Consider the following 12,581-nt stretch of genomic DNA (forward strand, 5'->3'; position numbering starts at 1 on the left):
ATGCATGACCTGTTACCAGATGGAGAAGACCTGAGACGCGCTGTCAAGTGGATCGCCGGTCACCTTCAGGAAAACCCCGAGCTGCGGCTTCCTCCGCTCATCCAGGAGGCGGTCTTCAAATTCGACCTCTCCCCCAGGGATGCCGACTTTCTGATCGACCTCTACCGTAGGGATAAAGGGAAAGAGTGACAGCCTGGAATTCGCCAAGGAGATTGATATGCTTGAAATCCTCCCCCTGTTTGGCATCGCAGGTGCCATAACGGTCGGCGCCATAAGCCCCGGACCGAGTTTCCTCATGGTTGCCCGTACCGCCGTGGCCTCGTCGCGTTCTGCCGGCTTGGCGGCTGCCCTCGGCATGGGGGTCGGCGGAGTTTTTTTCGCTGTAGCGGCGTTGGCAGGCCTTCAGGCGGTTTTCGTGGCTGTTCCGGGCGTGTATCTGGCATTGAAGGCTATGGGCGGGCTTTACCTTGTCTATCTTGGCTGCCGGATATGGAAAGGAGCCAGCCAGCCGCTTGCGTTTCAATCCGAAGCATCCGAACCCAAAAAACGGAACGCCAGGCGTTCTTTTGCAATGGCTCTCGGCACACAAGTCAGCAACCCGAAAGCGGCGATTGTGTACGCGAGTGTCTTTGCCGCCTTCCTGCCCCAGAACTTTCCGCTGTCTCTCTCCACGGTTACGGTTGTGGTCATTTTTATGATCGAAGCGGGCTGGTATGCCCTGGTAGCCGTGGCCCTTTCGTCTGCCGGGCCACGTGCCGCCTATCTGCGGTACAAGGCCTGGATAGACCGTTCGGCAGGAGGGGTCATGACCATTTTGGGGGTTAAACTGGTCGCCTCCACCCGGCAGGTCTAATTGGCTCGGGGACGGTCATTCTTCCAGCAGTCGGGCCGGGGCTGTCGCCGAACTCAAACATCAGGCATGAAAAAAGGGGGCATCGTATGGCTATAACACTTGCGTTCGACGTCTATGGAACCCTCATCGATACCCATGGCGTCATTGTTGCCCTGGAAAAGCATGTCGGTGACAGAGCCTCTGAATTTTCACGTACGTGGCGTGAGAAGCAACTGGAATATTCATTTCGGCGGGGGCTGATGCAGAATTATGAGAATTTTGCCGTCTGCACCGCCAATGCTCTCGATTACACGAGTTCATTTTTTCGGGTCCCATTCAGTCACGAGGACAAACAGGTGCTTTTGGAGGCATATAGCGTCTTACCGGCGTTCGCCGATGTGGAAGAAGGGTTGGCTCGTGCACGGGAATCCGGTTTCAGGATTTTCGCGTTTTCCAACGGCAGTGCCGTTGCGGTGGAGGGGTTGCTGAAGAATGCCGGTATCAAAGACTACTTTTTAGGGGTGGTGAGCGTCGATGAAATGAAGTCGTTTAAACCAAATCCTGCTGTCTATAGCCATTTTTTGCGGAGGGCCGGTGCCATAGGGTCGAATGCCTGGCTGGTGTCGAGCAATCCGTTCGACGTGATCGGGGCAATCTCCTCCGGGATGCGGGCTGCATGGGTCAAACGCTCGCCGGATGCGGTGTTCGATCCATGGGGGATCGAGCCGACGGTAACGGTCAATAGCCTTTTGGACCTTGCAGAGCAAATCAGTCGGGAACACGGAGAGAGCTAACAAACGCAAGGGGGCCGGGCCCCCCCTATCCCACCGTTTTTTTGAATCGTCCAACCGCCACCAGCAGCACGGTCAGCCCAATGGCCCCCAGGGCAGCCAATTCCCGCCAGAGTACCGTGATCCCCACCCCCTTGAGAAAGATGGAACGCAGGATGATCATGAAGTAACGCAGGGGATTGATCAGAGTGATGTACTGCACTGCAACCGGCATGTTGTCGATGGGGAACGAGAAGCCGGAGAGCAGCATGCAGGGAAAGATAACGAAAAAGGCGGTCATCATGGCCTGTTGCTGAGTGCTGCTGACTGTAGAGATCAAGAGCCCCGCCCCCAGAGAACTCATGAGGAATAGGCCGGTACTGAAGGCCAGCAGCCCCAGGCTCCCCCGGATGGGGATATCGAACCAGCGTACTGCCACGAAGGCAACAATGATCACATTGGCGTAACCCATCAGGATGAAGGGGATGGTCTTCCCGAGGATGAACTCCCCTTTGGTGATAGGCGTGACTATTACCTGTTCGATAGTGCCGATCTCCTTCTCCCGCACCACGGCCATGCTGGAGAGGAGCATGGTCACCACCATAACCAGCATGGCGATGACCGCCGGTACGAAATAGACCCGGCTCTCCAGGTTGGGGTTGAACCAGGCCCGGGAGCGTAGCACCACCCCCTCCGGCCGGGCGGCAACCCCGTTGCGGGCTAGTCGGCCTGTCAGCTCTTCCGTGTTGTAGGCGCTGATGATCGAAGAGGCGTAACCCAATACGATTCCAGCCGAGTTGGCGTCGCTGCCGTCCAGAATCAGGGCCAGTGGAGCCGTACCCTCCTTCCTCAGACGTCCTTCGAAGCCGTGGTCAAAAACCAGGACCGCCCGCACCTGGCCACGATCCAGCAGGTACCGGATACGGCCCTCGTCCGTGACTCGTTCGGTGATATCGAAGTACCCGGAGCGCTGGAACCGTTCCACGATCGTCCGGCTCTCGCGGCTGTTATCCCGGTCCAGTACGGCGGTACGGCTGTTGCGCACATCGGTGTTGACCGCATAGCCGAAGACCACCACCTGGAATACCGGGAAGACGAAGATCACGAACCTAGTGCGCGGGTCCCGCAGCACCTGGATAAACTCCTTTATGAGCATGGCCTTCAGCCGTTCGAACATGCGATGTTCCCTTGCAGGTTGTTGAAAAACAGCCATTTCGCCGCATCCTCGAAAACCACTTCGTGCGATGTAGCGCTGCTACGCCTTCTCGTGGTTTTCTGCGGGTGCGGCGATCTGACTATTTTTGGACAACCTGAAAAATAAATCGATCTTTCTCCTGAAGATTCTCACCGCCAGAGTCTCTCATCCCTCAACTTTTTCAATCGATTTTCTTTTTGAACTTCTTCACCGCCAAGGTCAGCACCGCCACGCCGAAGAAGGCCAGTACCAGCACCTGGGGGGCCAGTTCCCGGATACCCGCATCCTTGAGATAGATACCGCGCAGGATGTGGACGAAATGGCGCGCCGTGACCACGTTGGTGACGATCTGGATCACCTGGGGCATGTTGTCGATGGGGAACATGAACCCGGAGAGCAGGAAGGCCGGCAGCATGGTGGTCACCAGGGCGAATTGACTGGCCAGGAGTTGGCTTTTGACCAGGATGCTGATCAGTATCCCCAAGGCCAGCGCCCCCACCAAAAAAAACAGGGACAGGGCGAACAAGAGCGCCAGATTTCCTCTGAAAGGCACGCCGAAGACAAAGTATCCTACCAGCACACATAGGATCAGGTCGATGATCCCGATCATGAAGTAGGGGAGTAGTTTGCCGGCAATAATCTCTCCGCCGGAGAGCGGCGTGGCGATAAGCTGTTCCATGGTGCCGGTCTCCCATTCCCGCGCCACGGTCAGGGAGGTGAGCAGGGCCGCGATAACCATCATGATCACCGCTATCAGGCCGGGGAAGATGTAATAGCGCGACACCAGGTCGGTGTTGAACCAGACTCGGGGCCGTAGGTCCACCGGTGCTGGTGTCGGGGAGCGGCCGGCACGGTTAAGGCGTTGCACCATGATCTCGGCCGAGAAAGCACGGGCCACCGTTTCTGCATAGGCCAGCACGATGGTGGCAGTGTTGGCATCGCTGCCGTCCAGAATAGCCTGAACATCGGCCCGCCCGTGCCCCGCCAGGGTGCGGTTGAAGTCTACCGGCACCACCAGGGCGATGATGGCGCGGCGGCTGTCGATGGCGCGCTCTATCTCGCCGTAGGACGAGGCCCGCTCCACAAGCTGGAAGTAACGGGAGGAGGAGAAGTGGGTCACGAAATCCCTGCTGGCCGCCGTGTCGCTCCGGTCCCACACAGCCAGCTTAACCTTTTCGATGTCCAGATTGAGGGCGTAGCCGAACAAAAACAGCATGAGCATAGGGATGGCGAGGCCCATGATCAGGCTGCGGGGGTCGCGCATCAGGTGCAGGCTCTCTTTGCGGGCCACGGCCCAGGTCCGGCGCATTTTTATGGCGATGCGGCCAGTCATGTGTTCTCCCTTTGCAGTCGGCTCGATCCTTCGGCCCGGTCCCGCGCCTCGATCAGGGAAACAAACACATCCTCCAGGGAGGGGAGCACCCTGCGTAAGCGCACCTGCTTGGCCAGAGGGGATGAAGCCAGGGCCGTTTCGGTGGCTGCGCCATCCTCGGTTACCACGTGGGCGCCACGACCGAACAGGGCCGCATGGCGTACGCCGGGGAGCCGCTCCAGTTCCTCCAGCAGATCCTGGGGGCGTTCGCAGGCCGCTTCCAGAACCTCTTCGGCCATGTGTCCCTGCTTCAATTCCGACGGGCTCCCCAGAGCCACCAGTTCTCCCCGATAGATCATGGCCAGGCGGTCGCAGTATTCGGCCTCGTCCATGTAATGGGTGGTGACGAATACGGTCACGCCGCCCGCTGCCAGCCGGTTGATCAGATCCCAGAAGGAACGGCGGCTGATGGGGTCCACCCCCGAGGTTGGCTCGTCCAGGAAGATCACAGGCGGTTCGTGCAGCATGGCGCATCCCAGGGCCAGGCGCTGCTTCCAGCCGCCGGAGAGTTCGCCCGCCTTGGAATGGCGCCGCTCTTCCAATCCGGCCATGGCGATCACCCACTGCGCCCGTTGCATCAGCTTTTTAGGGGGGATGCGGTAGATACCGCCGTAAAAGGCGATATTTTCCTCCACGGTCAGGTCTTCGTACAGGGAGAATTTTTGGCTCATGTAGCCGATCCGCGTCTTGATCAGTTCAGGTTGATGCAGGACATCACAGCCGGCTACCCGTCCTTCGCCGGCACTCGGTTCCAGGATGCCGCACAGCATGCGGATGGTGGTGGATTTGCCGGCGCCGTTGGGGCCGAGGAAGCCGAAGATCTCCCCCTGGGCCACCTCCAGGTCGATGGCATTGACGGCAGTGAAGTCGCCGAAGCGGCGGGTCAGACCCCGTACCGACACGGCCGGTTCCCCGGTTACCTTTTCCAGTGGAGGTTCGGATGGGGCGGGAGAGGATGGTCCCGGTTGCTGTCCATCCGCGCCGCCGATCATAGCTACGAAGACATCCTCCAGAGTCGGTTCGACCTGCTCCAGGGCCTGCAATTCCATGCAGAACTGCCGGAACAGTTCGCGCAATTCCCGGTCGGTCTGCTCCGGCGCATCGCTGGTCAGGTGGAGCCGGTCGCCAAACAGGGAGACGGCGAGATCGGGGCGTTCCCGCCGCAACATCTGGGACGCGGCGCGTGCATCCGGAGTTACCAGTTCCAGAACGCTCCCGCGGGTCAGTCGTCGTAGGGCGGTTGGTTTGTCACAGGCCAGCAGGCGCCCTTTGTGGATCAGGCCGACCCGGTGGCAGCGGTCCGCCTCGTCCAGGTAGGCGGTGGCCACGAAGATGGTCACCCCCTCCCGCAACAGGCCGTAGAGGATGCGCCAGAAGTCCCGGCGCGAAACCGGATCGACGCCGTTGGTCGGTTCATCCAGAAAAAGCACCTTGGGGGTGTGGATCAGGGCGCAGGCCAGTCCCAGCTTCTGCTTCATGCCGCCGGAAAGATTGGCGGCCTTGCGGTCCCGGAACGGGGCGAGGTTGCTGAAGGCGAGCAGGTGCTCGGTCCGCTCCTGCCGTTCGCGGCGCGCCACGCCGAAGATGTCGGCGTAGAAACGGATATTCTCCGCCACGGTCAGATCGGGGTACAGGCCGAAACGCTGACTCATGTAACCGATCTCGCCGCGCACCGGTTCAAGGTCTCGGCAGGGATAGTCCAGCACCCGGGCATCCCCGGAGCTTGGGTCCATCACGCCGGTCAGCATGCGGATGGTGGTGGTCTTGCCGGCACCGTCCGAGCCCACCAGCCCGAACAACTCCCCGGGAGCCACGGAAAGGGTCAGGCCGTCTACGGCGGTCAGGCCGCCGAAACGGCGGGTGAGCTCTGTGGCTACAACGGTCATATCGTTTTACCTTGCACCATAACAATCTGAAAGAGCACGGGCATTCGATGCCGGCAGCGTGATCAATGAGTGCTCCCTTGGGGCGAGCCCTTCTGACTTCCCGTCTCGATCACCGCATCGGCCGGCATGCCCGGCTTCAGTTCCATCCTGGGGTTGGACAGGGTTATTTTGATGCGGTAGACCAGTTTGACCCGCTCCTTCTCTGTCTGGACGTTTTTAGGGGTGAATTCCGCCTCGGGCGAGATGAAGGACACCGTCCCCTCGAAGAGGCGTCCCGGCCAAGTGTCCACGGTGACGCGTGCCCGCTGCCCAACCTTGACCCGCCCCATCTCGGATTCCGGAATATAGGCCCGCAGCCAGACATCGTCCATTTTTCCGATGGTGACGACCGGAGCGCCCACGGCCAACATCTCCCCCTGCTCGGCATGTTTGGCCAGAACCAGCCCGCTTAGAGGTGCAGAGAGCATGCTCTGGGAAAGGCGCGTTTCGGTCAGGGCCAACCCAGCCTCGGCTGCTTCAACTTGCGACTTTGCCTGTCGCACCGCATCCGGCCGGGGCCCGATTCGCAGTAGTTTCAGGTGCTGCTCTGCCTCACGCACCGCGGCCGCCGAGGCGTCGCGCCCGGCTCGGGCGGCATCTAGGTCCTTCTGGGGGATAACGTCACGTTTGAAGAGCGCTTCGGAGCGGATGGCATCCTTTTTCAAACGTTCCGCCTCGGCCTTCATCCGCACCAGGACCGCCTCGGCCTGGGCGATCTCCTCGCGGCGGCTACCGGCCCGCAGGTCGGCCAGGGCCGCCTGGGCCGAACGCTTTTCAGCCGCCCGGACGTTTTTGTCCTCTCTCAGTTCGTCATCCTCCAGACGCGCCACCAACTGGCCGGCTGTGACCATCTCACCCTCATCAACCAGGCGCTGGGCCAAGCGGCCACCGACCTTGAACGACAGCTCGACCGTGGTAACCTCTATTGTCCCCGAAACCTTGAGAACTCCCGTCTCTGCCGGTCTGCGGCACATGACGAGGAATGCCGTCAGGGCAAGTGCCGTGACAATAGTGGCGCCGATAATTATCCTTTTCTGCATTGAGGGGCCTCCCGGGAATTGCCACACTGAGACATGTTTTTAAGTATATCACAGGGGCAGGCAATGGCACTTGCCCCGTCACGGTAAAGGCGGCCACGGCCGCCTCTTTTGTTATCCCGTAACCCTTGTTGCGGTGCTCTCACGCGGTTCGGGCCTGAATGATCCTCTTCCACCGCCGTCGTACCGGGATGTACAGGCTTGTTGCCAATAGCAATGCGACGCCCATCATCATCGGGTGGGCAACGGCCATGACAATCGGCGTCAGAAGTAACCGCGTGAGAGCGCGAAGTACCTCATGGCGGGCGATAATGCCTGCCAGTGGTGGACTGAAACGATAATAGAACGCCACAAAGGCCCGGCCGGGGGCGTTGGTCAGCAGGTAATGGTCGCGGAAGTCGCGTAACACCCGGACCTGGGGGTGAAGGTAGCTGCCGTATGCCGCTGTGGCGATGAAACAGCCACCACCGCCGCCGGATGAGGAAGCTGTAGCCGCAGGTACGGTGACGTTTGCCACTTGCGAAGCCGGTCCAGTAAGCCCGGCCGATTTGATGGGCATTACCGAATAGTAATAGGTGTGATCCACAACAATGGCGCTGTCGACAAAGGAGGTCGCCGATACTTCATTGTAGAGGGAAAGGGATGTGGAAGAGGTCGCCGAGCGGTATATTTGGTAGCTTGTTGCCCCGGCGACCGCCGACCATGACAAGGTGACCGATGCCGGTGCGCTGGAAGGAGTAGCCGACTGGATTGTTGTTCCCGGCAGGGCATACGCGATTTGGGTTCCGTCGCTGCTGAATCCGGCAAAAAGGTTGTCGTTGCCGGTGGTGTTTGCAAGCAGGAGCACGACCTCGTCGGCGGTGTTGAAAGCGGGGACCGTTATGAGATTGTTGCCGGTACCGGGGATGAATGAGCTCGTGCCGGTCCCTGTCTTGCGGAAAGCGACGGCCGAAATACCGGCATCGGCGGTGAGGGTAATGGTTAATGTCGCGGGTGAAGCGGCTGGCGGCAGTATGCGGAAGAATGCGAACGAGTAGTGCGGCAAGGTTGTGGACGGCGAGGGGATAGAGGCAACCGTTATCGGGTAGGCACTGAATTCCCCTGCCATGGTTGGGGATGGAATCAGCACGGTCTCCGATTGATGGGTAGTCCAGGCACCGGTGTACAGCTTGCCGGCATAGCCGAGAAAATCCGTGCCCAGGCTTGAACCGTCCGCTTGTAACAGCGTGTCGATTATGGGCAGCATGGGGATGTCGCCCCCGGATGGCGTTGTTGTCGCCAGGCGTTCCCAGAAACTACGCACGATGCTTTGCCCGCCATGTGCTTCGGCAAGATGTCGGTTGAACAGCCAGCGGCCGTACCCGCCGCCTGTGGAGATGTTGGGGGCGATATTGAGGCTCAAGTTCGTATTCAGCAGTGATGCGCTGAGGTACGCATAAAGCTGGTTGACGCCATCGTATAATTCGTCCTCGTACCAGGTGGAGGTTGCCTCGGCATACCAGACATCAAAAAAGAAGTTGTAACCGTATTGGATGGCATGGTGATATTCGTGGGCAGCAGTGATCTGGAGGCTTTGCAGAGGAGTGTATATCAGCGGATGAAAGACGGTACTGGTGAAATCCTTGTCGATTTCGATGTAGCTTCCGTAGGCATTGGCGAAACCTGTGGAGGGTGCAGAAGAAGTTGATGTCGTTTGCCCGTATATTTTCAGCGAAGCCAGGCTGCGCAGATAGATGTTGTAGGGGGTGCCTGGCGGCGGGTGGTAGCCGTAAACGGTCATGTAGTGCGAATAAACGTTTTCGAAGGTGTCAGCCACGGTCTGAACCCATGAGGTCACGCTATAGCCGGTTGCCGGCGTGGGGACGTCGCTGCCCGATGTTGCGTAGTGGATCAGGAAGTGTCCGCTGCTGGAGAGGAGGGTTGCCTCGCCCGTCAGAGTCGGCGCGGCAAGCTGTTTGGCAAGGACCACCTGGGTTGCCGCTTCCAATTGGCTCCAATCCCGGCTGAGCCCGTGCTTGAGCGGAGTTCCACATTGGGCGGTCCCGGCTGTTTCCGCCGTCGTGGACAGGAGCGCTTTCTCCATGGCGCTACCGGCCTGTTCGCCGAATGCGGCCAGATAATAGTCGTCAAGTTGCCCGGCATATCCCGGCAGGGTGAGGCCAAGTGCGCAAACAAGCGCGACGGCGAGCCTCCTGAGCCAGCTTTCCATCAGTCCACCATCCTTTTGCCCACGCGTAATGCAATGAGCGATGTTTGATCTTTTTCCACGCGAACTTCCCTGGCAAGTGGCCCGTCTCCGACGACATAACGTCCCGGAGGGAGCACGGCGGTGAAATAGCCCTGTTCGTCGGTTTGCACGGTTGTTACGACACCGTTGTTCGATGAGATGGGCAGGCGCATGGTGGGGCTGGCCAGGTATCCGGCGCCTTCGGTCAGCTTTCCGCCCGAAGTCCGGACGTAGCAGATTCCGGCCACGACACCCGTGCCTGCCGGCAGAATGGCCGCTTCGATCTTTGCGGTATGCGTCAGTATTACCGGCCGGGCACCGTCACGCACCGCCACAAAGCCCTTTCCGTCTGTTGTCTGGCCGGCGACGAAGCGGCTACCGTCGAAATGGTAATAATTCCAGGCGTCCCCCCGGCGTTTCGAGGATGCTACGGCAGCAGCGCACAGGAACAGGCAGACAACTACGGCAAGTATGAGGTTGAAACCGGCGGACATGGGGTGACTCCCCGGAACCTGAAATTTCGAAAAATTGAGTTATTGTGCAGCAAGTCGCGTGCACGAGTCAAACGGAATGAAGCCGGACTATCTTTGCTTGACAAAACAAACACATATTTATAAATTAAGAAGTTCATTACCCACGATTTTACCGGTTTTTCGGTTACCCGGCTCTTAAGCGCCTTGCATACAGCATCATTGACACCAGAGAGGAGTTCCGTTTCATGTCCGAAAAATTCATATTCACCTCAGAGTCGGTATCCGAAGGTCATCCCGATAAGGTTGCCGATCAGGTCTCCGATGCCATTCTCGACGCCATTCTTACCCAGGACAAAACGGCCCGTGTGGCCTGCGAAACCCTGGTGACCACCGGCATGGCCGTCATCGCCGGAGAGATCACCACCAACGCCGTCATCAATTATTCCGAGATCGTGCGCAATACCATCAAGGAGATCGGTTACACCGACTCTGAAATGGGCTTCGACGCCGACACCTGCGCGGTGCTGGTTTCAATCGACCGCCAGTCGCCCGACATCGCCCAAGGGGTGAATGAGGGTGACGGCCTGCACAAAGAGCAGGGTGCTGGCGACCAGGGGCTGATGTTCGGCTATGCCTGCAACGAAACCCCCGAACTTATGCCCATGCCGATCCAGTTGGCCCATGAACTGGTAGCAAAACTGGCCGAGGTGCGCAAATCCGGGCAGTTGGACTTTCTCCGTCCCGACTCCAAGTCCCAGGTTTCGGTTGAATACGTGGACGGCAAGCCGAGCCGTATCGACACGGTGGTCATCTCCACCCAGCACACCCCCGACGTGACCCACAAGGAGATCGAAGAACGAGTGATCGCGGAGGTGGTCAAAAAGGTCATTCCGGCTAACCTGCTGGATGCCGATACCCGCTATTTCATTAACCCCACCGGCCGCTTCGTGGTGGGAGGTCCCATGGGCGATTGCGGCCTGACCGGCCGCAAGATCATCGTCGATACCTATGGTGGCATGGGCCGTCACGGGGGCGGTGCCTTTTCCGGCAAAGATCCCTCCAAGGTGGACCGCTCGGCGGCCTACATGGGACGCTACGTGGCCAAGAACCTGGTGGCCGCCGGTCTGTGCGAACGGTGCGAAGTGCAGGTGGCCTATGCCATCGGCGTGGCTCAGCCGGTCTCCATCATGGTGCATACCTTCGGCACCGGCAAGGTGAACGAAGACCGTTTGGCGGAACTGGTGCGCGAGGTATTCGACATGCGTCCCCGCGCCATCATCGAACAGCTCGACCTGCTCCGTCCGATCTACAAAAAGACCGCGGCATACGGCCACTTCGGCCGTGAGCTGCCCGAATTCAGCTGGGAGAAAACCGACAAGGCAGAGATTCTCAAGACCAAGGCGGGCATCTAAGCGTCCCAGCCGCACAGCATTGCATACATCCTGCCGAATGGATGGACAAGGCCGGGGCGGTTGCAAAACCGCCCCGTTTTGTTACCCAGTGTCCCATGCGGCCAGTCGCGGAAATTGCGAGCTTGAACTAACCGTTCGGGATACGAGCTATATCCTCGCTGTTGACAAAACGGTGGTATGGAAATTAGTATACTGCGAATATATATCAGAGGAGATTTGCATGGCACAAGGGTATAAGGTAGCAGTCCTGCCGGGCGACGGCATCGGACCGGAGGTGATGGCCGAGGCGTTGCGGGTACTGGACGCCGTTGAGAAGAAATACCAGGTAACCTTCGAACGGACCCACGCCAACGTGGGCGGGGCCGGCATCGACAACGAGGGCAAAGCCCTGCCCGAGACAACGGTGAACATCTGCAAGTCCAGTGATGCCATCCTGTTTGGGTCGGTGGGGGGGCCAAAGTGGGAAACCCTGCCGCCCGACGAACAGCCGGAGCGCGGGGCGCTGCTCCCCCTGCGCAAGATCTTCGGCCTCTATGCCAACCTGCGGCCGGCCATTATCTTCCCGTCCCTTACCGGCGCATCGTCGCTCAAGGAGGAGGTCATCGCGGGCGGTTTCAACGTCCTGGTCATTCGCGAGCTGACCGGCGGCATCTACTTCTCCCAGCCCAAGGGTATCGAGGGGAGCGGCCGGGACCGTATCGGTGTGGACACCATGCGCTACTCCGTGCCGGAGATCGAGCGCATTACCCATGTGGCCTTTCAGGCAGCCCGCAAGCGGGGCAAAAAGGTCTGTTCCATCGACAAGGCCAACGTTCTCTCCAGCTCGGTATTGTGGCGCGAGATCGTCACGACCATTGCCAGGGAGTACCCGGACGTGGAGCTGTCCCATATGTACGTGGACAACGCCGCCATGCAACTGGTGCGCTGGCCCAAACAGTTCGACGTGATCCTGTGTGAGAACATGTTCGGCGATATTCTCTCCGACGAGGCTGCCATGCTGACCGGCTCTCTGGGCATGCTGCCGTCTGCGTCCCTGGCCGAGGGCACCTTCGGCATGTATGAGCCGTCCGGCGGCTCGGCCCCGGATATCGCCGGCCAGGGGATCGCCAACCCCATCGCCCAGATCCTTTCGGCGGGTATGATGCTTCGCTTCTCCTTCGGCATGGTCGAAGCATCCGACGCCATCGACAACGCCGTGGCCAAGATCCTGGACCAGGGTTTCCGCACCCGTGACATCTATCAGAATAAACCGGGGGAAAAACTGGTGAACACGAAAGAGATCGGCGACGCGATCATCGCGGCATTATAGAAATCCAACTCACTCGGAAAAGGAACAGA

Annotated in this window: 11 protein-coding genes; 5 read left to right on the top strand and 6 right to left on the bottom strand. The window is 59.5% G+C overall.

The features are described 5' to 3' along the window. The 3 genes from LDN12_RS14640 (at position 1) to LDN12_RS14650 (ending at position 1,626) form a co-directional block, all read left to right on the top strand. Positions 1 to 189 carry a hypothetical protein gene (locus LDN12_RS14640; protein WP_223923400.1) on the top strand — a complete coding sequence of 63 codons (189 nt, stop codon included), beginning with the start codon at positions 1 to 3 and terminating at the stop codon, positions 187 to 189. Positions 190 to 217: 28 nt separating this feature from the next. Beyond that, a complete protein-coding gene (locus LDN12_RS14645; RefSeq protein ID WP_223923401.1) occupies positions 218 to 853 on the top strand; it encodes a LysE family translocator in 636 nt (211 codons plus the stop codon). A gap of 86 nt (positions 854 to 939) precedes the next feature. Next, the gene (locus LDN12_RS14650) at positions 940 to 1,626 is read left to right on the top strand and encodes a haloacid dehalogenase type II (protein WP_223923402.1); all 687 of its coding nucleotides are present in this window, start codon (positions 940 to 942) and stop codon (positions 1,624 to 1,626) included. A 25-nt stretch (positions 1,627 to 1,651) separates the two neighbouring features. Here LDN12_RS14650 and LDN12_RS14655 read toward each other — a convergent pair whose 3' ends face one another. From LDN12_RS14655 to LDN12_RS14685, 6 genes are all read right to left on the bottom strand, one after another. Further along, positions 1,652 to 2,779: an ABC transporter permease gene (locus LDN12_RS14655; protein ID WP_223923403.1), complete on the bottom strand. Its 1,128-nt coding sequence runs from the start codon at positions 2,777 to 2,779 to the stop codon at positions 1,652 to 1,654. A gap of 199 nt (positions 2,780 to 2,978) precedes the next feature. Continuing rightward, positions 2,979 to 4,112, bottom strand: coding sequence for an ABC transporter permease (locus LDN12_RS14660; RefSeq protein WP_223924076.1), 1,134 nt, complete (start codon positions 4,110 to 4,112; stop codon positions 2,979 to 2,981). A gap of 14 nt (positions 4,113 to 4,126) precedes the next feature. Beyond that, on the bottom strand, positions 4,127 to 6,055 hold the full coding sequence (locus LDN12_RS18010; protein WP_374045061.1) for an ATP-binding cassette domain-containing protein: 1,929 nt from the start codon (positions 6,053 to 6,055) through the stop codon (positions 4,127 to 4,129). 62 nt (positions 6,056 to 6,117) lie between these two features. Beyond that, on the bottom strand, positions 6,118 to 7,134 hold the full coding sequence (locus LDN12_RS14675; protein WP_223923404.1) for an efflux RND transporter periplasmic adaptor subunit: 1,017 nt from the start codon (positions 7,132 to 7,134) through the stop codon (positions 6,118 to 6,120). A gap of 139 nt (positions 7,135 to 7,273) precedes the next feature. Then, positions 7,274 to 9,340 carry an MXAN_6640 family putative metalloprotease gene (locus LDN12_RS14680; RefSeq protein WP_223923405.1) on the bottom strand — a complete coding sequence of 689 codons (2,067 nt, stop codon included), beginning with the start codon at positions 9,338 to 9,340 and terminating at the stop codon, positions 7,274 to 7,276. Further along, positions 9,340 to 9,852: a hypothetical protein gene (locus LDN12_RS14685; RefSeq protein ID WP_223923406.1), complete on the bottom strand. Its 513-nt coding sequence runs from the start codon at positions 9,850 to 9,852 to the stop codon at positions 9,340 to 9,342. The genes LDN12_RS14680 and LDN12_RS14685 overlap by 1 nt, the downstream gene beginning before the upstream one ends. Positions 9,853 to 10,076: 224 nt before the next feature. On the opposite strand from LDN12_RS14685, the gene metK reads away from it, so the two are divergent. Next, positions 10,077 to 11,243 (top strand): methionine adenosyltransferase, encoded by a 1,167-nt coding sequence (metK, locus tag LDN12_RS14690; protein ID WP_223923407.1) that lies wholly within the window; start codon positions 10,077 to 10,079, stop codon positions 11,241 to 11,243. A gap of 220 nt (positions 11,244 to 11,463) precedes the next feature. Beyond that, a complete protein-coding gene (leuB, locus tag LDN12_RS14695; RefSeq protein ID WP_223923408.1) occupies positions 11,464 to 12,552 on the top strand; it encodes a 3-isopropylmalate dehydrogenase in 1,089 nt (362 codons plus the stop codon). The last annotated feature ends 29 nt before the right edge of the window (positions 12,553 to 12,581 follow it).

The organism is Geobacter sp. AOG2, assembly GCF_019972295.1.
In the GTDB taxonomy this organism is placed as follows: Bacteria; Desulfobacterota; Desulfuromonadia; order Geobacterales; family Pseudopelobacteraceae; genus Oryzomonas.